General features: G+C 63.8%; 15 protein-coding genes and 5 pseudogenes. 8 read left to right on the top strand and 12 right to left on the bottom strand.

Annotated elements, in window-relative coordinates; translation table 11 throughout:
• Nucleotides 1–12: 12 nt before the first annotated feature.
• Genes ABNQ39_RS36945 through ABNQ39_RS36930 form a run of 4 tightly spaced genes read left to right on the top strand, consistent with a single transcriptional unit; the run spans nt 13 to nt 6,331 of the window.
• Complete coding sequence (locus tag ABNQ39_RS36945) at nt 13–1,815, top strand: GMC family oxidoreductase (RefSeq protein ID WP_376967889.1); 1,803 nt, start codon at nt 13–15, stop codon at nt 1,813–1,815.
• Nucleotides 1,816–1,828: 13 nt separating this feature from the next.
• On the top strand, nt 1,829–2,980 hold the full coding sequence (locus ABNQ39_RS36940) for a hypothetical protein (protein WP_376967886.1): 1,152 nt from the start codon (nt 1,829–1,831) through the stop codon (nt 2,978–2,980).
• Between the two features lie 35 nt (nt 2,981–3,015).
• Complete coding sequence (locus ABNQ39_RS36935; RefSeq protein ID WP_376967884.1) at nt 3,016–4,329, top strand: cupin domain-containing protein; 1,314 nt, start codon at nt 3,016–3,018, stop codon at nt 4,327–4,329.
• 52 nt (nt 4,330–4,381) lie between these two features.
• Nucleotides 4,382–6,331 (top strand): alpha amylase C-terminal domain-containing protein, encoded by a 1,950-nt coding sequence (locus tag ABNQ39_RS36930; protein ID WP_376967881.1) that lies wholly within the window; start codon nt 4,382–4,384, stop codon nt 6,329–6,331.
• A gap of 224 nt (nt 6,332–6,555) precedes the next feature.
• Here the strand turns inward: ABNQ39_RS36930 and ABNQ39_RS36925 are convergent.
• The 9 genes and pseudogenes from ABNQ39_RS36925 to ABNQ39_RS36890 all read right to left on the bottom strand — a co-directional run bounded on the left by ABNQ39_RS36925 (nt 6,556) and on the right by ABNQ39_RS36890 (nt 13,575).
• Nucleotides 6,556–8,111: pseudogene (locus ABNQ39_RS36925) on the bottom strand (ISL3 family transposase).
• Nucleotides 8,112–8,260: 149 nt separating this feature from the next.
• Nucleotides 8,261–9,026: pseudogene (locus ABNQ39_RS37300) on the bottom strand (ISL3-like element ISAzs13 family transposase); the annotation flags it as partial.
• Nucleotides 9,027–9,080: 54 nt separating this feature from the next.
• Nucleotides 9,081–9,872: pseudogene (locus ABNQ39_RS37295) on the bottom strand (ISL3 family transposase); the annotation flags it as partial.
• A 100-nt stretch (nt 9,873–9,972) separates the two neighbouring features.
• Nucleotides 9,973–10,923: pseudogene (gene tnpC / locus ABNQ39_RS36915) on the bottom strand (IS66 family transposase); the annotation flags it as partial.
• Nucleotides 10,924–10,932: 9 nt separating this feature from the next.
• Entirely contained in the window at nt 10,933–11,199 is a 267-nt protein-coding gene (gene tnpB / locus ABNQ39_RS36910; RefSeq protein WP_376967879.1) for an IS66 family insertion sequence element accessory protein TnpB, read from the bottom strand.
• A complete protein-coding gene (tnpA, locus tag ABNQ39_RS36905) occupies nt 11,196–11,588 on the bottom strand; it encodes an IS66-like element accessory protein TnpA (protein ID WP_376967877.1) in 393 nt (130 codons plus the stop codon). Before tnpA ends, tnpB begins: the two co-directional genes overlap by 4 nt.
• A gap of 309 nt (nt 11,589–11,897) precedes the next feature.
• On the bottom strand, nt 11,898–12,224 hold the full coding sequence (locus tag ABNQ39_RS36900) for a hypothetical protein (protein ID WP_376967874.1): 327 nt from the start codon (nt 12,222–12,224) through the stop codon (nt 11,898–11,900).
• A gap of 9 nt (nt 12,225–12,233) precedes the next feature.
• Nucleotides 12,234–12,941, bottom strand: a complete 708-nt coding sequence (locus tag ABNQ39_RS36895) for a hypothetical protein (protein WP_376967871.1) — start codon at nt 12,939–12,941, stop codon at nt 12,234–12,236.
• Entirely contained in the window at nt 12,928–13,575 is a 648-nt protein-coding gene (locus tag ABNQ39_RS36890) for a hypothetical protein (protein WP_376967869.1), read from the bottom strand. The genes ABNQ39_RS36895 and ABNQ39_RS36890 overlap by 14 nt, the downstream gene beginning before the upstream one ends.
• Nucleotides 13,576–14,516: 941 nt before the next feature.
• On the opposite strand from ABNQ39_RS36890, the gene ABNQ39_RS36885 reads away from it, so the two are divergent.
• The 4 genes from ABNQ39_RS36885 to ABNQ39_RS36870 all read left to right on the top strand — a co-directional run bounded on the left by ABNQ39_RS36885 (nt 14,517) and on the right by ABNQ39_RS36870 (nt 19,670).
• Nucleotides 14,517–14,978 (top strand): hypothetical protein, encoded by a 462-nt coding sequence (locus ABNQ39_RS36885; protein WP_376967867.1) that lies wholly within the window; start codon nt 14,517–14,519, stop codon nt 14,976–14,978.
• A 153-nt stretch (nt 14,979–15,131) separates the two neighbouring features.
• Entirely contained in the window at nt 15,132–16,508 is a 1,377-nt protein-coding gene (locus tag ABNQ39_RS36880) for a Dyp-type peroxidase (RefSeq protein WP_376967865.1), read from the top strand.
• Between the two features lie 52 nt (nt 16,509–16,560).
• Entirely contained in the window at nt 16,561–17,643 is a 1,083-nt protein-coding gene (locus tag ABNQ39_RS36875; RefSeq protein WP_376967862.1) for a hypothetical protein, read from the top strand.
• Nucleotides 17,644–17,720: 77 nt separating this feature from the next.
• Complete coding sequence (locus ABNQ39_RS36870) at nt 17,721–19,670, top strand: hypothetical protein (protein WP_376967860.1); 1,950 nt, start codon at nt 17,721–17,723, stop codon at nt 19,668–19,670.
• A gap of 76 nt (nt 19,671–19,746) precedes the next feature.
• On the opposite strand, the pseudogene ABNQ39_RS36865 reads toward ABNQ39_RS36870, so the two are convergent.
• From ABNQ39_RS36865 to ABNQ39_RS36855, 3 genes and pseudogenes are all read right to left on the bottom strand, one after another.
• Nucleotides 19,747–20,716: pseudogene (locus ABNQ39_RS36865) on the bottom strand (IS5 family transposase).
• 289 nt (nt 20,717–21,005) lie between these two features.
• Nucleotides 21,006–21,701, bottom strand: a complete 696-nt coding sequence (locus tag ABNQ39_RS36860) for a DUF3102 domain-containing protein (protein ID WP_376967857.1) — start codon at nt 21,699–21,701, stop codon at nt 21,006–21,008.
• A complete protein-coding gene (locus ABNQ39_RS36855) occupies nt 21,688–22,317 on the bottom strand; it encodes a ParA family protein (protein WP_376967855.1) in 630 nt (209 codons plus the stop codon). Before ABNQ39_RS36855 ends, ABNQ39_RS36860 begins: the two co-directional genes overlap by 14 nt.
• Nucleotides 22,318–22,346 lie beyond the last annotated feature (29 nt).

Genomic DNA, 22,346 nt, shown 5'->3' with positions numbered 1-22,346 from the left:
GGATTCTGTTCCATGGATGATACCTACGATGTCGTCATCATCGGCAGCGGCGCCGGCGGCGCCCCGATCGCGCACGACCTTGCGCGAAAAGGACGCAAGGTCCTGGTGATCGAGAAGGGACCCCTCCTGCGGACGCAGGACGAACGCCATCCCGGCTCCCTGTCCGACTTCAAGCGCGACGAGATGTTCAACGCCGGCGCCGAGCGGATCATCACGGTCCCCGGCATGAGGAACACGGGCGATTCGTTCTACGCAAGCCACATCGAGCCGGACCTGAACGACGAGCCCCATATCTTCTCCGACTTGGACGGCGGCAAGCCACGCGTGACCGTCGAAGGGTATACCGCGCAGGTCGTCGGCGGCGGCACGCAGTTGTACGGCGCCGTGTCGCTCCGGTTTGCCGAAAGGGACTTCCGCCTGAAGTCCGCCAACCAGGGCCGCCGGCTGGAGGACAACCCCGATGGCGACGCGATGCGGCACGTCCGCGATTGGCCGTTCGGGTACGACGTGATGGAGCCCTACTACGCCAAGGCGGAATCTCTCCTCGGACTCAACGGCACCGTCTCCGGGCAGGCGAAGCCGTTCCCCTCGGGAGACTGCTACCAGAAGCCACTCGCGCCGAACCCCATCAGCGAGTTCGCGCGGGTCGGGATGCACGCCCTCGGCTTCGAGACGTACCGGACCCCGCTCGCGGTCATCACCGAGGACCATGAACCGAGCGGGCGCAAGGCCGGATTCCCGGCGGTCGGCTACTTCAACCGGTACGGCGACCCCATGGGTTATAAGTCGAACACCTGGGTGGCCTTGCTCCGTCCCGCGCTGCGGAGTTGCAACACCCTCGAAGTCCGGCCGAACTGCAACGTGACGCATCTTTCAGCGGACGGACGGCAGGTCACACGCGTCCACTACCGGGACGCGGCCGGAGAGCGCCGGAGCGTGGTCGGGCGCACCGTCGTTGTCGCCTGCTCGGCCATCGAGTCCGTCCGCCTGCTGATGCTGTCCGCCGAGGAGGACAAGGGCGGGTTCGGCCGGGCAGTGCGCTATCGCGAGGACGGAAGCCTTCTCGGCCGCTTCTTCCTGACCCACGCCTTCGGGGGCGCGGAGGTGGCCGTCCCCGGGCAGAGGTTCGACAAGTCCGTCAGCCTCGACTCCGATTTCGCGACCGACGCCTGCGCCGCCGAACCGTTCCTCGACGAGAACCGGATCTGGGCGGCCGGGGCAATCTACAACAACACGTCGGACCAGTCCCTGCCCGTCACCCTGGCCAGGACCGACGGCAGCACGGATGGTGACACCTTTTGGGCGGGGTTCGCCGGCGACAGCGGCAAGCGCGGGGACGCCATCGTCAAGTGGCTGGAGAATGACTTCGGGACGCGGCTATCGGTCAGCTTCATGGCCAACCAGATCCCGAGGCTAGAGAACCGCATCGAACTCCACCCGGTCCGCGACAAATGGAACCGCCCCTGCGCGCACATCATCAAAGACTGGCACCCCCACGACGGCCGAGTCATGGCAGTCATGGCCACCGTCTGCCGCGACATCCTGGCGAGGGGAATACCGAGAGTGGAGCCGGCTGATATCGGGCATGGGTCCGTCTACGGGAACGCCGTCCGCATCGCCAACCACATCCTCGGCGGGATGCGGTTCGGCGACGATCCCGAAGATTCCGTCCTCGACCCCAACTGCCGCGTTTGGGGCCTCGACAATCTCTACGTGACCGATGGGTCGTTCATGCCGACCTCAGGCGGAGCCAATCCGACCTTGACGATTCAGGCGAACGCATTCCGCGTGGCCGACCACCTCGCCACGCTCTGACCGGAGACAGGCCATGGATCCGCGTTTCAGCCGAATGGTGACGGACCCTTGGAACCAAGTGTTCCAGGTCGTCTTCTTCCCCGACCGTATCTACCACGCTCAATACCTGAATGCGACGCGCAGCCCTAGGTACCGATACAACGTCCGGGAGGTGCGTGGAAAGGCGGACATTAACGTCCTCAAGGGCGATGTCCACATCGACGGTTCCAAGATGTCCAACTTCGTCCGCGTCGAGTACCGGGCCAGCCGGCTCACGGAGGCCGCCCGCGAAAGGGGACGATTCGTCCGCGATGGCGCACTGGCCTACGTGCAGCTGGTCACCCTCGACGGTGAGTCCGTCGGCGCGACGTGCCACATGCAGTACTGCCCGTGGATCGACGCGTTCCAAGTCGAGATCTGGCAGAGCCTCGAACCACCGCCCGGTCACCGTCATGACTTCCAGGTCACCGACATGATGGGGCACCGCGGGTCCATCACCTGCGTGCCCGCATTCGCTGGGGCGCTAGCGGACGTGTCGGCCATCGGCCGGGTCAATCTTGCCTTTCGCGAGAGCGACGTTCAAGGTCCGGGCGGGCGCCACCTGTCTGAGCAAGAGGCCCGCTGGGACAATTTCTTCGAGCGCAACATCCAGGTTCCGAACACGGACCATCCCAGCGACGACCGGAACACGGTCAAGACGCCGAACTACGGCGTCGACTTCCAGCGCGGGTGGTTCATCGACGACGTTCGGAGCGACGTGAAGCCCGTGCGCTACCAGAACGCGATGATGGAACGGGAGGACCCGAACTGGCGGCAGACGCCCAACATCGTCGAGATGCGCTGGATTCTGCAGCAGGAGTTCGGAGGCAGCCTCGTCTTCTTCCACGAGGTGAAGGTTCCGCCGAAGACCGTCGAAGGAACCCACAGGCACATCGGGAGCGAGGAGCTCTACTACATCACCGAGGGAGCCGGGGTCGCCTACCTGGGTGAACTGGACGATCCCAAGCTGGCCAACCACCCGACCGTGGATCGCCACGTGTACGGGTTCGGGATGAAGCGGTGCAAGATGGTCGAAGTCGGGCCGGGCAGCGTGATCTTCACCAAAAGCGGCGGCATCCACGGCATCGAGAACCGGTCCGAAGACAAGGACCTGCGCTTCGTCGCCTTCCTATACCACAGCGCCTGAGCCCCCCCCCGAAACCGTCAAGGGAGACCGCACCGATGCGCATCAACGACGGCGAAATCGAACTCGTCCGCCTAGTGGAGCCCGGGACCTCTCCGAACTACAACCGGAACAATCCGGTGTCGAAGGTGATCGGCTTGGTCGAGGGCGTCGATCTGGCGGCCGAGCGGCAGCACTATCTGGTCGACAGCCTACAATACCTGTTCGGGGTCGGGCGGATGTTCTTGTACGGACCTTCCGGCGGGGATTGGCAGGTCCGCGATCCCCGCCTCCAGGACAACAAGGACGATTTCCAGAAGCAGAACGTCGCCGGGTTCACCACCGCGGCCACGCAGATCATCCGGGGATACGCGAACGCCGGGGCGTGGACGGGGCCTGTCCTTCAGATCGCCTACACGGCGGCCCTCGGGTCTCCGCTCGCCGGGTCCGACGGCGTCTGCCGTTCGCCCTCGCTGAAGCTGTTCCTCAAGGTTGGCGCCGTCGAGGCCGACGGCCTGATCAGCGTTCCCTACAACGAGGCCACCGGACGCTATGAGGTCGAGCTCTGGGGTTATCCCGGCGAAGACCTCGCGAGCCACCTCTCCGGCAAGGGGTTGTCCTCCCATCGGCGGGGCGCCCTGCTCGTCCGCCCAGACTTGGTGCGCGGCGCATTGGAGGACTTTCAAGGACCCGGGTTCGACAAGGTCCGCGACGATGCCGGCCTGTCCGGTGTGGCGATGTTCGACTACCTGCCGGACCACGCGATGCACCCCGTCCGCCCGCTGCGGGTCGAGTTCGCCTGGGCGGACGAGGCGGGGGAGCGCTGGGACTCGCGGGACGGGAAGAACTACGTCTACGAGTTCGCGATGAGCTTTCGCGGCTGGGCGAACTATGTCGGCATCGGCCCCAGCTCCAATCCGCACGGCGGCCTTGGTCGGCTCGAGTACCGGAACCTCTACTCCAACTACTTCGGGCACGAGGCCCGCCGCCGCGAGGCGCTTGGCCCGTCCTGGCGCAGGGAGCTTGGCCGCGACCTAGATGCATGGAATTTCGACGCCGACCGGAACAAGCCGCCGGCTGTGGCCAGCGAACCGTTCATGGCCGTCGACTACATGGACCTGCACGTCCTCGAACCCGGGTGCTCCATCGGCATCCATCGGCATCGCGACAACCAGGAAGTCTTCCTGCTGCTGAACGGCAAGGCGCTGATGATCACGGGGGACTGGGCCGAGTATGACGGCCGCCAGCGCGCGATCGAGGTGCGCACGATGCGCGCCGGCGAGCTGGCGCTGGTCAAGGGCGGCCAGATGCACGCCTTGGTTAACAGCCTCGACGAGCCGTGTTCGCTCTTCATGTTCGGCGGGTACGACTGACCCGCAGGGCCGCCACCCCATCCGTTCCCGTCATTGCCGACGAGCCTCGACCATGCCGATTTCGCAGGAACACATTACCGACCGGACGCCGATGGGTGCGACTGTCGCGGAGGGCGGCGTCACATTCAGGGTCTGGGCCCCGGCTGCCCGTCGCGTCTACGTGGCGGCCGACCAGTCCAAGCCGACGGCCGGGAGGGATTGGACCCCGACGGAGGAGCATGCCCTTGTCCGGCGCGGCGGCATGTGGACCGGGTTCGCTGCGGGTCTGGGGGAGGGAGCGCTCTACCGGTTCTGGGTGGACGGCGAGGGCGGGTCCGGCTTCAAGCGCGACCCCTATGCCCGCGAGCTTGGAACGGACCCTGCGTTCCCAGACTGCGACTGCATCGTCAGGGCGTCCAATTCCTACCCTTGGCACGACCAGGGATACCGCCCCCCCGAATTCCGCGACCTTGTGATCTACCAGTTTCATTTCGGCGTTTACCAAGCCGGGGACGGATCGGCGGCCGGCGCGCGGGGGCCGTCGATGGGCAAGTTCCTCGACCTGCTCTTCCGCATCGACCATCTGAGGGATCTCGGCGTCAACGCGGTGCAGCCGCTCCCAATCCAAGAATACCCCTCGGAGTTCAGCATGGGGTACAATGGAACCGACTACTTCTCACCGGAGTCCGACTACCAAGTCGAGTCCGACGCGGATTTGGCGCGGTACATGGACGAGGCGAACCGGATTCTGGCCGCGCGCGGCCAAGGGCCGATCACCGTCCGGGATTTGCGACCCGGCCCCAACCAGCTCAAATGCGTGATCGATCTCTGCCATCTCAACGGCATCGCGGTGATCCTCGACGTCGTCTACAACCATGCCGGGGGCGGGTTTGATCCGCAGAGCATCTATTTCATGGACCGCCAACCCGCGACGACGAACAACAACAGCCTGTACTTCACGGAGCGGGACTGGGCGGGCGGCCTCGTGTTTGCCTTCTGGAAGGACGAGGTCCGGCAATTCCTGATCGACAACGCGATGTTCTTCCTGGACGAGTACCATGCCGACGGCTTCCGCTACGACGAGGTCACCGTCATACACCGCTACGGTGGATGGAGGTTCGCCCAGGACCTCGCCGCGACGGTCCGATACGCGAAGCCGAAGGCGATCCAGATCGCCGAGTACTGGGGTGACGAACGCGCGTTGGCCGTGTCCGCGCCGCCGCAGGGAATGGGATTCGACGCCGCGCTGTCCGACCGCCTGCGCGATTCCGTGCGCCACGCAATTCGCCAAGCCTCCTTCGGGTCCGATGCCCACGTCCCGATGGACGCCATCGCCGCCTCCCTGCACGCACCGCCGGGCTTCCCGGCAGCATGGCGGGCGGTGAACTGTGTGGAGAACCACGACGTGGTCCACGCGGGACGGGAACCACGGATCGCCGCCCTCGGAGATGGCCGCCCGGGCCGGAGTTGGTGGGGGAGGAGCCGCGCGCGGGCGGCGTCCGCCTTGCTGCTCACCGCGCCGGGCATCCCGATGCTGTTCATGGGCCAAGAGATCCTTGAGGACAAGCAGTGGAGTGACGATCCGCTCCACAGCCGCAACACGCTGATCTGGTGGGACGGCCTGCACACAGACCGCGCGATGCAGGACCACTTGGCCTTCATGCGCGACCTCGTCGCTTGCCGCCACCGCCATGCCGCGTTGCAGAGCGACTTCGTCAACGTGTCGACCGTCCACAACGAGAGCCGGATACTGGCCTTCCATCGCTGGACCGACAATGGCGAGGACGCGTTCGTAATCTTCAGCCTGAACGACGCGACTTTGACAGGCTACGAACTGGGGTTCCCTCGCGGCGGATGGTGGCGCGAGGTCTTCAACAGCGACTTTTACGACCACCTACCCAATCCATGGGTGTCCGGCAACGCGGGCGGCGTGTCTGCTGCCGGGCGAGCGATGCACGGGTTCGAACAGTCGGCGTCGGTTACTATTCCCGCCAACGCCGTCCTCGTGTTCGTCGGCTCCTAATCGGGTTCGAGTCGGTTTCGCGCCACTTGGCCGCTGGCGTGATGTTTGCTTTCAGGGTCATCTCTATCCACGAGGTGACCAATGCACTGCGCACGCAGTTCCGTCGCCGAGCCTGCGGGCGCTGTTTCATAGCGTGTTTGTGTGAAACGGCGCGCGGCTGGGGTTCATCCGCGCATTCGGTGCTGAGGTGGCATAGGCCGCAGTAATGGCCGGCGTGGCAGTCGTCAGGCGGTGCATAAGACGCGCTGACGGAGCAGATCGAACTTGGCGCGGCCGAACATCTGCCGCTTGATGAGCTTCAGGCGGTTGATCTGCCCTTCGACCGGGCCATTGCTCCAGGGCTCCTGGAGAGCCGCTTGCAACGCGTTGAGATCGGCGGCCAGACCTTGAGCGAAGTTGCGCAGCGCTGTCGCGGAGGCCGCCTCCAGCCACGCGGCGAGGGACCTCGCGCTCTGCCGGCGGAGGAGTTTGCCAAAGTCGTTGATGAGGTCTGCCACCTCACGGATGCTTGGCGCGATCGCCCTCACGGTGTCGACGAACCAGCGGTCGGCACGGCTCAGCGTGGTCGGGTCACTCGTCAGCAGGCGGGCCGCGCGGCGGCTGGATGGCACCCGCCACGACGGCAGGGGAGCATCAGGTCGCTCAGCATCGGCCATTCGCCGCCGTTTGGCCCAGCGGCGCACGATGTCAAGCCGCCCTCGAACCCCTGCTCGACAAGGGCGCGCCAGATGGCGGCGGCGTTGCGCCGTCCACTGCGCCATGCGGCCTCGGCGAAGGACGTGTAGCGATCCAGCAGGCTCGGCCCCGGAAACCGTCGATATGGAGCGGCTTCGCCGGCACGAAGCCACCGGCGCACCGCGTTGCGGGCTACCCCGGTCCGGCGGACGATCTCCTTGATCGGGAGCCCCTGCGCGTGCAACTGCGCGACCATGCGGTAGCGCACCTGCCGCCGGGCGTCGGCATTGCTGGGCGACGGTTTCATGGCGTCCGGTGGGAAGGCGCATGCGGACGGGCGAACACCGGAGCCGCACAGCCGTGCAGCTTCGCGCAGTTCAGCGTGGTGGCGGTCCAGGAAGGAGCGCAGGGCGTCCGACGCGTTGACGAGCAGGTGCCACCGATCCGCCACCTGCACGGCGCCCGGCGCGCCGGTGCGGATGGCTTCGGCATAGGGGCCGGATCGATCACGGCTGACCAGCGCAACGGTCGGGTGTCGCTTCAGCCACGCGCACAGAGGAGCGGCGGAGCGATCCGGCAGCAGGTCGATCACCCGGCCGCGTTCCAGGTCGCACACGATGGTTCCGTAGCGCCGGCTGCGGCGCCATGCCCAGTCGTCGACACCAATCACCCGCGGAGGCGGACACGGTGGTGGCGGCAGTTTGCGGATGAGGCGCAGGATGGTATCGCCGCTCACCGGCATGGCCAGCTTCGACGCCAACCGCGCCCCCGGCTCGCCGCCCAGCACCAGGCCGATCTGGGCTTGAGCCAACGCCAGCCGCCCCGTCTGCCGCTCCTTGCGGGCAATCTCGGGCAGGCGCTCGGCAAAGATACGCGATCCGCAGTGCCGGCAACGGAAGCGACGAACCTGAACCCGCAGAACGATCTGACGTCCCTGCCACGGCAAGTCAGCGATGGTGCGCCAATAGTGGCTGTGAACGTGGTCCGATCCCGTTCCGCAGGTCGGACAGGTTGCCACCGTTCCAATCGTTCCGGCAGTGACGACGATGCGATCCTGCTCAATCATAACCGCCGTCGCCTGAAGGCCGGCCGGCACCAGCGGCAGGGCGTGATCCGAGATCTGCATCATGTGAATCTCCCCGCTTCACATGTGCACCAACAGCTACGAGCCGTCCGTCTCAGCACCGAATGCGCGGATGAACGTAAGCGGTCCATCCGCATTCCCGGTGCATTGGAAGGCTGGAGCGCGGCCGTTCAGGCGGCTTCGAGGACGCGATGGCGCAGCAGGTCGAAATCGCCGCGGCCGTTCATCGTGCGCTTGGTCGTTTTTCAGTTTGCTGATCTGCCCCTCCACCGGCCCGGTGCTCCAGGGCAACGACAGTGCCGCGCGCACCGCCGCCAGATCGCGCTTGAGGCCTGCGGCGAAGCCGGCCAAAGCCGTCTCGCCGGCGGCGGTGAGCCAACCGTCCAAGGCGTCCTTCTGTTTGCCGCGCACCAGGGCTCGAAATGCCCGCGCCACTGCGATGGTCCGTGTCAGCGTGGGCGCTCCGGCGATCAGGGCCGCGACGAAGGCGCGTTCGGTCGCCTCGATCTCGTCGTCATCGGCCACCACCAGCCACGCCGCACGCCGCCGTGAGGGCGTCCGCCAGGAGGCCGCCCCGCCGGATGGCGCAGCGGGGATGGCCCGCCGCCGTGGGCGGGCCCAGTCCCGCACCACGCTGCGCTGCCCGGTGAAGCCAAGGGCGCGGATCTCCCGCCATAGCCGGGCGGCGTTGTGGCAGCCTTCATCCCAGCGCCGGGACAGGTGGTCGATGAATGGATCGAGCACGCTGCCTTGCGCCGGTTGATCCCAGGACGGCGGTTGCCCGGCACGCAGCCAGACCCGCACCGTCTTACGGTCGAGATCGAGCGTCTGGGCGATGCGCGTCTGCGACCAGCCACGGGCGTTCAGCGCGGCGACCTCGTCGTACCGGGCGAGCCGGGCGGCCCGGGTTGCCGCCCGCCGCCGCTCGGCGCGGGTTGCTAGCCGAGCTTTTGCAACCGGTGGCGCCGCCGGTGTGTCGGCGGCCGGGGCAACGGCCCGTTGGGCGGCGATGCGAAGGTCCCGCTGGTGACCGGTGAGCACCTCGCCCAGTGCATCGCCGAGATTGCGCAAAAGATGCCAGCGGTCTGTGACCCGGATCGCATCCGGCGCGCCTTGGCGAATGCCGTCGGCGTAGGCTCCCGCCCGATCGCGGGCGACGATCTCGACCCCAGGGTGCGCCTTGAGCCACGTGGCCACGGTGGTGGCCTGACGGTCGGGCAGTAGGTCGATGGGCCGGTTGCGTTCTAGATCGACGATGATGGTGCCGTAGCGCTTGCCCCGGCGCCACGCCCAATCGTCGATGCCGATGATCCGCGGCGTTTGCCTTTCCGGAACGGGCACCGCCCGGATCAGGCGCAGCAGCGTGTCGCCGCTGACCGGCATGGCGAGCCGTGTAGCCAGCCGAGCGCCGGGCTCGCCGCCGGCGCGCAAGGCGATGGTGCGTTGTGCCTCGGCGAGCCGGCGGGTCCGCCGGACCCGGGGAGCCACTACGATGGGCAGGCGTTCGGCGAAGATGCGGCGGGGACAATCCGCCGTCGCACAGCGGAAACGGCGAACCTGCAGATGGAGTTCGCCGACCCGGCCCTGCCACGGCAAATCGCCCAGGCGGCGGGTGTAGCGGCTGTGGACCTGGCGCGACGTTCGCCGACACAACGGACAGGCGGCCGCGGCGGCCCGCACATGGGCGGCCACGACGACGTGGTCGCCATCAACGGTGACCCGGTCGACGGCAAGGCCGGCCGGGAGCAACGAAAGCAGCGATGTGGACAAGGAAACGGGCACTCTGAAGGGGAAATCGTCCCTTCTATGTGCTCATTCCGGCCCCGATCCGCATCCGCCATGCACCGGGAATGCGGATGGACCAGTATCCAATCGGCACTGACAGCCAGCCCGTGAAGCCGGCCAGATGCCGTTCGGGATGCTCGCCCTTACGATCTCGCGAATAGTGGAACAGCGCTGCCGGTGGTGCTTGGCCGGCAAATGGCCGGTCATCACGCACATACACCTACAGCCGTCCGGTGTCGGTCTTGCCCTTTGCCAGCACCGGCACCGGGGTATCGTCTCCATGCAGCCGCCCGGCCGCCATCACATGCGCGGCGATCAGGTCGTGCAGCGGCTTCAGCACCGCGGCGGCGGCGCCCACCTGGTCGGCCAGGGTGGACAGGCTGAGCGGCACCCCCTCCCGTGCGAAGCGTTCTGCCTGCCGGTTCAGCGGCTGATGCTGGCCGAACTTCTCGAACAGCAGGGTGGCCAGCAGGTTAGGGCCGGCCCAACCGCGCGGGGTGGTGTGGAACGGTGCCGGCGGCTGGCTGATCGTCTCGCAGGCCCGGCAGGAGAACCGCTCGCGCACCGTCTGGATCACCTTCCATTGCCGCGGGATCACCTCCAGCGTTTCGGTGATCGTCTCGCCCAGCTTGCACAGCTTGTCCGAGCCGCAGCACGGGCAGCTCGCCGGGGCCGGCACAACGACGCGTTCGCGCGGCAGGTGGTCGGGAAAGGGCTGGCGCGATTGCCGTTTGCGGGTGAAGGCCGCCACGGCGGTCGTTCGAGCAGCGGCCTGCTCGGCCGCCAACTCGTCCTCGCTGGCCGTCGCTTCCAGCTCTTCGAGTTGGAACTCCAACTGGTCCAGCAGGCGCGCCTTGCGCTCGGAGCGCGTGCCGTAGAGTTCACGCCGGAGCTTCTCGATTTCCTGCTTCAGGCTGGCGATCAGCGCCTCGGTATTCGACGCCATCGCCCTGGCCTGCGCCGCTTCGGCTTCAGCCGCATCCGCCCGCGCCTCGGCCCGCGCCAAGGCGGCACGCAGGCTGGCAATGTCGTCGGGCAAGGCGTTCATAGGGCCCGATTATACCCTGAAACCCGCATCGATCCTTGCTCTTCCTGCCTGATGGCGGCGGGCTGATCTCTTGGCGTAAAGCGACATGCCAAGCCCGTCGTGCCACAGGCACTTCACCATGTCGCCGCGACACCCACGGAAGACGTATAGATCGCCGGCATGAGGGTCGCGGCCAAGCCCTTCCTGGACCTTCAGCGCCAGCGAGTTCATTCCGCAACGCATGTCGGTGACCCCGCCGGCCAGCCAGACCCGCACGCCTGACGGCACCGGGATCATGCTGACCGCCCCGACAGCGCGGCGATCACCGTTCCGACCAGAGCCGGATCGGCCGGGCCGGTGATCCGCAGGCGGGCGACCGCGAACTCAACCTCGATGATACCGGCGGGTGGAGTGCAGGAGACTGGGGTCGGTTCCGGCGCGTCCTCCGGCGACGGTTCATCGGTGGCGACGGTGATCGGCACGAAGGCCGGCAGCCGGGGTTGCGGACCGAAGAACTGGCGGCGCCAGCGATACAACAGACTGACGTCGACACCTTGGCGTCGGGCAACCTCAGTCGCTTTGACGCCGGGCTGGAAAGCCTCTTCGACCAGCAGCAGCTTCTCATCGTCAGTGAACTGCCGCCGTTTCTCCAGACCCGTAATCACCTCGACGCGTTGGATAGTCATAGGGACTGCCATAGGGATAGCCATAGGGACAGGCCCCATGATTCAGCTTCCCAGGGCCGTCACAAGGCGGCACTCGGCGGAGGGATACGGATGAACCCCGCTTCTGAGCCGATTCACACTCATTGAAACCGCGCCCACACCCCTGGCAGCGGAAACGGCGGTAGCCGTGGGTCGTCCGGTCCGAACGCTCCATCGTCCTGATCGAGTGGCAGTGTGGGCAGCGCATCGGTCACCTCCAGAGGGAAGGTGATCCTCTACGTCAGCCCCGCGCCGTCAAACAAGTTAGCGCGAAGGCTGACAGAACCGGCTCTAAGGTACAGGACTAGAAAGTTGTTTTGCAATTTTTTCTCGATTATCCAGAAAATCTTTAAGGAGCTTAATCCCGCTTTCGTCACCATCGGTCATTACAATATTCATAGCAAGAAGACGCATCAGAAAATTGGGGTGGGTGTCTCCATTCTCAAGATATTGGCGTCGTAAGCCCGCTCCACTTTTGTCAAAGAGCGCGTATGACCAGAGTTGAAGAGGCTGAAGGGCAAGACCGAGGCACGCCTGGCCAACGAGATCGCGAATTTCTTGAGGCGAAAAAAAGCAGGATTGTCTAAGGGTTACCGCAGCGTAAGCATCAGAACGCATTTCTTCTTGCTATTTTTCATTGAGCCCAGAATGGGTGCGTTCGTAGAGTGCTGCCCATGCCGGGCTCGGCTGCAACCTGAATGCCTTGTTCAGGTGCCCGACCTCGTGCAATGCATACCAAGGGATATACCAAGTGAGCGGGACAATAGGCTTGCCGTCATCAATAGACGGGCCGATGATAAGTTCGAATTTTTTGAGATCCTCTTCCATCAGAATAACGCAACGGCAATCGCTTTCCGTAGCTGCGCTATCCACTGCGGAAAAATTATGGACGACTCCCGACGCGAGCCTCGCAATTTCGGTCCCAGCATACATCAGCGGGGCGCAAGGGTCTATGTCCTTGCAATCCTCATAACGGGGATCGACTGTCACTGTGGCCAGAGCAGAGCGAAATTTCCCGACCGCTGCTTGGGCCAAGGCAATCCCTTCTACGGTTTGATGGATTGGGAGGCGACGGCGTAGAAGATAAACCGGAACTTCTTGCGGTCCGCCTTTGCTGACAGGCTCCTGCCAGGTAGCCCGTAGCACGAACTGATTTGCCATGCCCAGGGCGGCATTCGCGCTTGCGATGGCTTCTTCAACCTGGGGCCGGAGGTCGCTGGAGGCGTCTTCGAAATCGAAAACACGTCGCGGGTCCGTTGCTTGGTCGAAGCAAGCAGCAAGGCCGATGCCACAGGCGAGAATCACCGCGGTAAGAGTGCGTCTACGAACAGTCACGGCTTGTGCTGTCCCTAAGGCGAGTCAGCAAAACGATCTCGTTTTGTGGGACATCCTTCAGGCTCTGGGCTACCTCCGTGATCCGGTCGCGCATTTCCTTCGCGCAGGCAAGTGTAGCCGATGTCTTTGTGCCAAGCTGCGCCCCTAAGAGTGTGCAGACGGACGCGACCGCCGCAAGGAAGCCAAGGGCGTGAAACCGTCCCGGGCGCCGCTGTCCTCCGCCTCCACTTCGAACGGCTTTGTCTCTCGCTTTCGCAGCCCCCCCTGGCCAGGGGAGGTTAAATCCGCCGGTGATGAGGGTGATTATGGCAGTGGCGCAGAAACTCGCCCAGGTGGCGAGGTCGGTTAGCCAACGCAGAGTGTTATAGCTTCGATTGACAGCATCCATGCGCACCCGTGCTTCCTGCAGCTGCTTTTCGACCTCTGGAGAGAAGTCAAACGCGGCGGCGTGCTGCTCTCCAAAGCCGAAGAGACGTGGTGCCTGAGGACGGCCAATGATGCCGAGGCCGGTGGCGACGATCCACGCAATGAGAACAAGTGGCAGGAGCCATCCGCCAAACTGCAACGCTATGGCGGCGATACCCTTTCGGGCTGAGGGGCTTCCGACCGAAAGCTCATTTTCGGCTCCTGACATCACCAATCTCCTACTGACTGGCTGAGGATAAACATCTATTTCCCGACAGGTTGTCCCGATTTGCCACGGATCGGCCAGGAGGCCCCACTTGTCCGTACGGAAAATTCTGTCGGAATAATTTGCTGCACGGAAGCCACTCTTCCGTGAATTGCCGCACAACAGCGGGGGAGGGCTTCAACATTCACGATGAGGACATGGCGCGCCTGTCGCCTCTCGCCTATGGGCACGTCAATATGCTAGGCGCGCTATGCGGTGCTGCACCTCTGGTCAATGAATACGCTTGTATGAATTCGTGTTCCGATGATCTTCGGACCGGAGATTACTATGCCCGCTCAAAGATCAGACTGCTTCCTATGCGCCACCCCACAACACTGCCCTACATGATCGCCACAGCAATTCCGCGCTCCCCAGATGGACGGCACATCCACCTATCTGGTGGGGCGGTACACCCGCTCCAAAGGGGTGCGGAAAGCGCTTGCCGCACCCCTTTGTCGGCCAAGACGTTGCTGATCGTGGACATCCGGCCTTTGAAGCCCACTTCCGGCGCGTTGGCTGGTCAAAGCGCAGCACGGCGGATGTACCTCGCCTGTCGCCGAGCCATTGCCGAACCACTCGGTCGAAGTCAACATGGTATTTTTTGCTGTTGACGAGTTTTTATTGCATGGACATCATTTTCAAGAATTTGCGCCGTCGACTGACTGTCCTCCCTCACGCGATGAAAAGTGTGAGGGAAACTGATGAGCTATGCTGCGCTTTTCTGTTGCGTCACTTCTCCGTGCCGCCTTCTCCGTGCCGAATAGAACTGTTCTGCATCCCTGCCTTGATCAGGTTTTGCTTCAACGGTCATTCTCAGCCGGTTCGGCTGCGGCGTTCTCCGCCAGCACGGCTCATGATGCTGATGGCATTTCAGGATCAAGCAAGCGCTCGAAGAGGAGGAAACCATGACACACGCCTTGAATCTCACCTTGCCCATCAAGCAGGATCCCGAGACGCTGGCGAAGCTGGCCAATCTTGAGAAAATCTTCGCAACGAAAATACAAAAAGATATAGAAGATGCGTTACGAAAATCAGGGTTGGTGCATTTCGCACGTATTTTAGTAATTGATAATTTATATATACAGGTTATTACCGAATACGAGGGAGATCACCAAGAATATACCGAGTTTTTTAGAAAAGAACTGACGAACGTATTCAGGGAAATATTCTCTCTGGTCGATAGCCCGGTCGATGTGAGCGATCCTGCGGCGTTCTGGAATTTCAGCAGGGATCGAAACATCAGAAGCCTCGGGATGACGACGGGCAACTCCACGACCATGGACGGAAAACCTGCGGGCTGGCTCTTTTCCGCTTACAATCATAAATCGGTGAAAGAGATTCAGGGCGCGATACAGGATCATCCCTGATCGGCACGGGTTCGCATTGCGGACCGCCGGGCATCTCCGCTCCAAGCGCGTACGGGGAATTTGGGAAGGCGGCGCCTGGATCGCGCCTTTGCGGCGTTCGCACGCCCATGCCCCCGTGCCGCACAATTCTCCCGCAAGCCTCATGGGCCTCACATGCCGGATCTCGCCCGTATCCAATCGGTGATCGTGCACAACCCATCGCAGCGCTTCTGCGTCGTACCCCTGTTCCGGATCGACGGCCCGCCGGCAGCAGCACGCCGTTTCCTGCGCTGGTGCGCACCGCGCGTCCCGAGCGGGGCGACCGGTTCTGGGACCGGCGTGAAGGCTCCTCTGTTCCCGTCCTTTTCATGGAAGGGTCTTGCCCATCTCTGCAGTTCCGGCATCGGCTTGGACCCGGCGCAGGGGCTTCGGGAACTCGAACCGTGGTTTGTCGAACAGAGGCCGGACCATCCCGCGGTCGCCCCGGGCATGGGATTCATCAACGACAGTGCGCCGGAGCACTGGTGGGGGCCGGGTGTGCGCGGCGGCGACATCCACATCGCCGTCCACGCCTATTTCGACAGCGACGGTGAGGCACGTGACGGACTTGTCGCTATTCGTGCCGCGGCATCGGATGCCGGTCTTACGGAACTCCGGCTTCCACGGTTTCCGGACGGTGCCCTTGGCGGTGCAAGGCCCGAAGGTGGGATTCTGCATTTCGGCTACCGTGACGGCATCACCATGCCAGATGTCGATTGGGCCGGGACCGGAGCCCGTCCGGTTAATTTCCGGGAATTCCTGCTGGGATATCCCAATGGGGATTATCCTGTCGCGCCGGTGCGGGAGGGACCCTGGCGCGAGCTGATGCGTGATGGCTCCTTCGCCTGCATCGCCTGGATTCACCAGGATGTCGCAGCATTCAACCGCTTCCTCATCCAGGAGGGCGAACGTTTTCCCGGCGGTCCCGAGAGGTTGGCTGCAAAAATGATGGGGCGCTGGCGGGACGGCCCTCCCGTCGTGACATGGCCGGATCTGAGACCGGAGTCCTGGGGTTCTGACAATGGCTTCGGATATGCCGGCGACCCGGATGGCCGTCGCTGTCCGCTGAACGCGCACATCCGCATTGTCAATCCGCGCGACACGGAATTGACCTACCCCAATCAACGACGTTTCCCGCAAGGGCCGCCACGCTTCATCCGCCGGGGCTTTACGTATGGCCCACGGCTGGATGGCACCGTCGACGACGGGCAGGAACGCGGCATCGTCGGTACCTTTTTCTGCGCGAGAATAAACGAGCAATTCTATACCGTGCTGCGCTGGATGCAGAAGACCAGCTTCGCCACCGGTTTCGAGAAGAAGCCCCACTCGACGCTGATGCAGGACGCCCTGTTCGGCAATCGGGGCGGCGCAGATGCCGACGACCGCCTGCTTCCTGACGGGAACGCACAGAACCTCGCGATGTCGCTCCGGAACTTCATCACCTACCGGGGGGTGACCACTCTGTTGATGCCTAGTCTTCCAACCTTGGAACTCCTCGGCCGTGACGAATAGGGCGTGACACCGGCGGACGGCGAAAACGACCAACCGAGTGAAGGAGAACGCAATGCCGCGGCATATCGGGTCGAAGATCACATTCGAAGAGCTAGAAAAGAAGTTTGCGGATCTTGATGTCCCGGAAGAGCAGCTTGCCTTTTACTTCGAAGGCGATCCGAGCATGAGCGTTCGCCTCAGGCCGGGCCTGCGACCCGACCCGAAGAAGGTCATTATGACCGAGAACGATCGGCGCACGGCGTCGCGATTGCACGAAACGAAGGAAGAGGTGGTCGAGGGCGCTATGGCGTTCGACTGGCTCAACGGCTATCTGACGTGGCGCCGCCAGAAACGGTTCCTCAGCAAGCCGGATGACGGGCGGCCCATGCTGGTCTTCGAGGGGGATTCCTGGTTCCAGTTCCCGCTCCTCCTCGACGACATCGTGGATGTTCTGCTTGACCGTTTCGGGCATGTCGGCTGGTGCATGAGTTCCGCAGGGGCGGAGCTGAGCGAGATGGTCAAAGGGGGAGGCGAGTATCGCGGAGCCCTCGACCGGTTCAAGGACCGCTGGAAAGTCTTCCTGTTTTCCGGTGCGGGCAACGACATTGTCGGAGCGAAAGCCACTGGCGACGGCTCCGTTCTGGAAGACATTGTCGCGCCGTTCGAGCAGGGAAAGCCAGCCAGGGATTATCTCAAGAACGATGCCTACCGGAGGAATATGGAAGGCCTACGTGCCAATTACGAACTTATTCTCGATGACATCACTGGGCACTATCAGGGCCGACCGATCCTCCTGCATGGGTATGCCCACGCATGGCCCGGCGGATTCGACGGCGATCCCCGGCGCGTGATCTATGCCGCTCAGGATCAATGGATCGGACGGTACATGCGGAGCGAAAAGCTGAACATTAAGGATCATATCCTTCAGCACGAAATCGTCACGCTCATGATCGACGACTTCAACGACATGCTGAAGAGCCTGTGCGGCGGTAACAATCCGAGAGGTAAATACAAGGAGGCGTATCATGTCGACTTCCGCTCCTTGCTCACCAATGTCACGGACTGGAACGATGAGCTGCATCCGACCGACGCAAGCTTCCTGAAGATCGGAGCCGCAATGGACGACATGATCCGGAAGGTTCTGGCGACGGTCTGAGCGGGGCTCGCCGGACCGAGCCACAGCCATGGCCCGGCGAGCTTTTGTAAAAGAACGGCGTCGAGGCAGAAAACGATATGCCCCACGATGACCATCGCATCGCTTCCCAAGGCAAGGGGGGACCTTCCGGAGACGGTGGCGCCGACGCCCGGTATGTCCGCCCCGATCCGACTGATTTCCGAGATTGCGTCTATGAGCCTCGGCTGACGGATGTCGCCCTTCGCATGATGCCGCCGGCGGGCATCTCCATCCGAGTGCGCGACCAGGGCGAGAACGATCCGTCCTGCACGGGTCAGGCCCTGGCCGCCCTGATCGACATCCAACGGGCGAACCGGTTGCGAGTAAACGGAACCGCCGGGAGTGAGTCTCTCGAACCGGTCAGCGCCAGAATGCTGTTCGAGATGGCCAAGGCCTACGATGGATTCGACGACGGAGCCTTTCTCGGGTCATCGCTCCGCGGTGCCCTGAAAGGCTTTTATCACAATGGCGTCTGTTCGGAAAAATTGGCGCCGTTCATATCCGGTGAACCCTTCTGGGCATTGACGGTGGACATGGCCAAGAACGCCCGGAACTGCGGCCTTGGGGCTTATTTCAGACTACGTCATGTGCTGTACGACTATCACGCGGCGTTAAGCGAGGTCGGAGGGGTGCTGTGCTCCGCCTTGATCCATCCCGGTTGGGATTTGGCGGAGCTTGAAAAGAACAGGGGCCACATCGTTTCTCCGCCGCCAAGCGTCGGGACGCGCGTCGGACATGCGTTCGTCCTGGTCGGTTACGACGACACTGGGTTCTATGTCCTGAACTCCCAGGGCGGCAAATGGGGCGGAGTGGAGGATGCGGACGGCAAGCCCCGGCTTGGCATCGCCCATTGGAGCTACGAGGATTGGGCGCGCCATGTGATCGACGCCTGGGTTCTTCGCCTGGAGGTTCCAGCCCCGGAGCTTTTCCATCTGACCGGGGGCCTCGATACCCGGACACGAAAGTGGGGGGCACGGGTGACGACGCCACGCATCCACATAAGCGGCCATTACGTGAATCTGAAGGGCGGCCGGTTCGTGTTGAAAGGTACGTATCCCAGCGATGAGGCGTACATCAAGGAAACCGGTAGATTCCTGGAGAACAGCAAGGCCGATAAGCCGATCGACTACAAGGAATTCCTGATCGTCGTGGATAGCGGGCTCGAATCCCTGGAGCGAAGTGTCGAACGGGCGGCTCTCCTGACGCCCCTGTTCAAGGGGAATGGAATCTATCCGATATTCGTATTCTGGCATAATGACCTTCTGGAGCGGATCGCCGCGCTTCTCGACCATCAGGCGGCCGGTCTGACCGCGAAGTACGGAACCGCCGGCGCGGAGCTTGATCGCGCTTTGGAGCGGTTCGGCAACGATCAGGCCTGTTCCCTGTGGGGCGGCGTTTACGAGGACGCCACGCGCAGCGCCTTCAAAGGGCGTGCTCCGCGCGCGACCGATGAATTCCTTCTTCCAAAGGAAGGGGCTGGAGACGCGTGGAACGCCTGGACTGCGCTGACCGGATCGGCGCTGCTGAATAAGGCGGGGCTGAGGATCCATCTCGCGGCGCACAGTTTCGGCACTGTTCTTCTCGGCCAGCTGCTTTTGCGCGCCCGGCTGGAACGTACCAGCCTGAGCGGCTTGGCCTCGCTCAGCCTTTTTGCCCCCGCCTGTTCCATCGGCTTTTTCCGGCACCGCTTCTCCGGCGCGCGCTCGGCCTTGAAAGCGGGTGGGAGCAAGGGCCGGCTCAACGTCTATACGCTGACTGAAGACCGGGAGGCAATGGATCGGACCGGTTCATACGGCGGCTCACTGCTACGCTATCTCGCCGCCACCACTAAGGCATCGGACCCGCCGTTCGGGCTGGCGACGGCGGGCTCCGGCCGGCTTGGCCGCAGCATCCGGCGGATCGTCGCCGGGACGCCCAATCTGGCGCCCGAATTGCGGACCCACAAGGACTTCCTCGACGACGAGGCGGTGCTCAGGGATTTCATCGGGCGTCTGCTCTCCCGGCGGTAGCCCGGATCGTGCGGCGATGGATGACGTTGTTGCATCGAGGCGGCGGAACTTCTGACAGCGTGGCCGACGCTGTTGATTACGCGATGCGGACGGAGTCCGGGCGTCCGAGGTCGAGCATGCGGTTCAGGACCAGGATGGCGACGCCGATCTCGGTCTGCTGCCGGTCGTCGGTATGGAAGCGCAGACCATCCCCGATCACGTGTTTGTAGCGGCTGAAGGAGGCTTCCACGAGCGCGCGTAAGTTGTAGCCGGATGTTGCCTGCCACGCCCTGCGACCACCGTCAGCGATGGCCTGCAGATGCCGGTCCCGCGGTGTCGGATCGCTCTGCGCGGTATCGCTCGGCACCGCGGTGGAGCGCGGCGGCACGACCACGGCCGCCCCTGGGTGCCGCTCGTTCACGGCCTCGTAGACGTCGCTCTGGTCGTAAGCGCCGTCGGCGATGACGGCCTTGAGTGGCTCAGCGATCTGGTTCAGCAGTGGGCCGACTTGCGAGGCGTCATCCACGTCATGGTCGGTCAGTGTCGCGGCGACGATGCGCCCGGTGGCGGCGTCCAGGCCGATGTGCAGCTTGCGCCACGCGCGGCGCCGGCGCGTGCCGTGCTTCTCGACTAGCCAGTCCCCGGGGCCGCACAGCTTCACACCGGTGCTGTCGACCAGCAGACGCACCGGTTTGTTGGCTGTTGCCAGTGGGACCAGGACGGTGACGGTCTTGGCCCGGCGGCTGAGCGTGGAATGATCCGGCACAGCCAGATCGAGCCCGAGCAACTGGACGAGGGAGGCGACCAGACCCTCCGTTTGCCGCAGGGCCAAGCGGTACACCGCGCGCAGCGTCAATGCTGTGAGGATCGCCAGGTCGGAGTAGGTGCGCTGCCCGCCCGGTGTGGATCGGGTCTCGGCCCGCCAGCGCTCCACGGCCTCGTCGCTGAACCACACGGTCAGGCTGCCACGCGCCGCGCAACGCGGCATCATACTCCTGCCAGTTGCGAACCCTGTATCGCTGCTTGGGGATGTGATGACGGCGCACGGCGTTGGCTTTGAACGGCATCGGCTGGATCAGAACAGGGAAAGGTCAACGACGCCTCCCCTACGATGCCACCCCGCCAGCCGCAATCCCCGCCTCGCTGCAACAACGTCCTGCAAGGTCATAAACATCATGACCTCCTTGGGCATGCTGGTCACCCGCAAGGTCGCTTGATCACCACTGCCCGCCGGTGGACCCTGCCCTCTCGTCGATTTGTGCGCCAAGGTCGCCTTGAGGTGGTGCGTCGCAGAGTAAAGGCATAGGCGGCACCGGCAGCCGGACGCCAAATTCTGTCCCGGGACAGAATTTGCCGTCACGCCGCGTCATCACCCAGGCGCTTCTTCAACTCCGCAATCTCCACATCGATCCTGGCTCGCTGCCCGATCAGCGACGCCAGCCGCTTTTTATCCCGCACGCGGATGTCGGCCTCCTCATCGTGCGGGCGCATCCGCTTCTTGAACTCCTCGATCGCCCGGCGGGTCACAGCGGGGGTCACGAGCCCCTCTTTCAGCGCTACTGGGCGCTCATGTTCGTAGAGAGAGACCAGTTGGTAGGCGACCGTGTAATTAGGCGGCAGTGCGTCCGCCGGGTAAATACCTTCGTCGACCGCGCGGGCGATGGCCATCAGCCTGTCGGCGATGTTATGCGAGAAGGGCAGGCGCTGAGATGTCAGCACCATGAAGTCGCCGTGAGCCAGCTTTTCCTTTGCGCGGTTCAGGGCGCGTCCGGTTTCGATAAATGCGCGGCCGGCGTTGCCCCACAGGCGACCAACCTCGTCGGAGAAATCGTCGACGGTCTCCAAATCCTTCGGTGGCGCAGCTACCTCAGCGCCGGAATCGTTGTCTATGACAAGCGGCGCGTCCTGCTTCGAGACGCTCGGCAGCTTGGCGGCGAACGGGTTGATCTCGCTTTTGATTTTCTCCGGGTCGAACTCCTCAACCTTGAAACTGCGACGTCGGGGCTTGTTGGCCACTTCCAGGCCGGCCATAGCCTCCTTACGCGGCGGCATGACCAGCCTCCATCAGGTCAGCAATCTGGTCAGCGAGTGCAGCAATGTCCTCTTGGACGGCCTTGTCGGCAATCGGCACGCCGGTATAGGACGCCTGCTGGTAGGCCGTCCGCATGGGGATGTCCACCGAGAACATTGGCACCTTGAATACCGTCAACTGATCGACCGTTTCGGCAGTCACCTGGGCGCGGCGGTTGACCTTTGTCAGCAGCACTGCATGCGGGATGGACCGGCCTTTGATCTCCTGCGCCTGTTGGATGATCATCTGCGTCTTGACCGCCTCGATCACATCATTGCGATCCGGGCTGCACGGGATAATGACCACACTTGCCGCCGCCACGGCGTAGAGCATACCGCGCGTCAGCACGCCGGCGACGTCGACCACGACGATCTCGGCCTCGGCTTGTGCCGCCTTGACGGCCGCCAGCAAACCTTCCTCCTCGACCACCTCAACCGGCACTTCCGACTTGCTTAGCCGCTTGACCAGATTCTGATTGGGGTCGCTGTCGATAGCTTTGACGGTGTGGCCCTCACGCAGGAAGTGGTGGGCGATGCAGGCCGCCGTCGTGGTCTTGCCCGGCCCTCCCTTGGTTGACGCAAAAACGAATACGGCCATGGTGTCCTCGTTTATCGCAAGATGCCACA

This window comes from Azospirillum sp. A26, assembly GCF_042604635.1.
GTDB classification, from domain to species: domain Bacteria; phylum Pseudomonadota; class Alphaproteobacteria; order Azospirillales; family Azospirillaceae; genus Azospirillum; species Azospirillum palustre.
Note: the sequence above shows the minus strand (reverse complement) of the source record. Positions and strands in the feature narration are given on the sequence as shown.

Bases quoted from the DNA above. Each gene is read 5' to 3' on its own strand.
- ABNQ39_RS36945 (WP_376967889.1), top strand. From the start codon at position 13: ATGGATGATACCTACGATGTCGTCATCATCGGCAGCGGCGCCGGCGGC.
- ABNQ39_RS36940 (WP_376967886.1), top strand. From the start codon at position 1,829: ATGGATCCGCGTTTCAGCCGAATGGTGACGGACCCTTGGAACCAAGTG.
- ABNQ39_RS36935 (WP_376967884.1), top strand. From the start codon at position 3,016: ATGCGCATCAACGACGGCGAAATCGAACTCGTCCGCCTAGTGGAGCCC.
- ABNQ39_RS36930 (WP_376967881.1), top strand. From the start codon at position 4,382: ATGCCGATTTCGCAGGAACACATTACCGACCGGACGCCGATGGGTGCG.
- tnpB (WP_376967879.1), bottom strand. From the start codon at position 11,199: ATGATCCCGGTGCCGTCAGGCGTGCGGGTCTGGCTGGCCGGCGGGGTC.
- tnpA (WP_376967877.1), bottom strand. From the start codon at position 11,588: ATGACTATCCAACGCGTCGAGGTGATTACGGGTCTGGAGAAACGGCGG.
- ABNQ39_RS36900 (WP_376967874.1), bottom strand. From the start codon at position 12,224: ATGCGTTCTGATGCTTACGCTGCGGTAACCCTTAGACAATCCTGCTTT.
- ABNQ39_RS36890 (WP_376967869.1), bottom strand. From the start codon at position 13,575: ATGTCAGGAGCCGAAAATGAGCTTTCGGTCGGAAGCCCCTCAGCCCGA.
- ABNQ39_RS36885 (WP_376967867.1), top strand. From the start codon at position 14,517: ATGACACACGCCTTGAATCTCACCTTGCCCATCAAGCAGGATCCCGAG.
- ABNQ39_RS36880 (WP_376967865.1), top strand. From the start codon at position 15,132: ATGCCGGATCTCGCCCGTATCCAATCGGTGATCGTGCACAACCCATCG.
- ABNQ39_RS36875 (WP_376967862.1), top strand. From the start codon at position 16,561: ATGCCGCGGCATATCGGGTCGAAGATCACATTCGAAGAGCTAGAAAAG.
- ABNQ39_RS36870 (WP_376967860.1), top strand. From the start codon at position 17,721: ATGCCCCACGATGACCATCGCATCGCTTCCCAAGGCAAGGGGGGACCT.
- ABNQ39_RS36860 (WP_376967857.1), bottom strand. From the start codon at position 21,701: ATGCCGCCGCGTAAGGAGGCTATGGCCGGCCTGGAAGTGGCCAACAAG.
- ABNQ39_RS36855 (WP_376967855.1), bottom strand. From the start codon at position 22,317: ATGGCCGTATTCGTTTTTGCGTCAACCAAGGGAGGGCCGGGCAAGACC.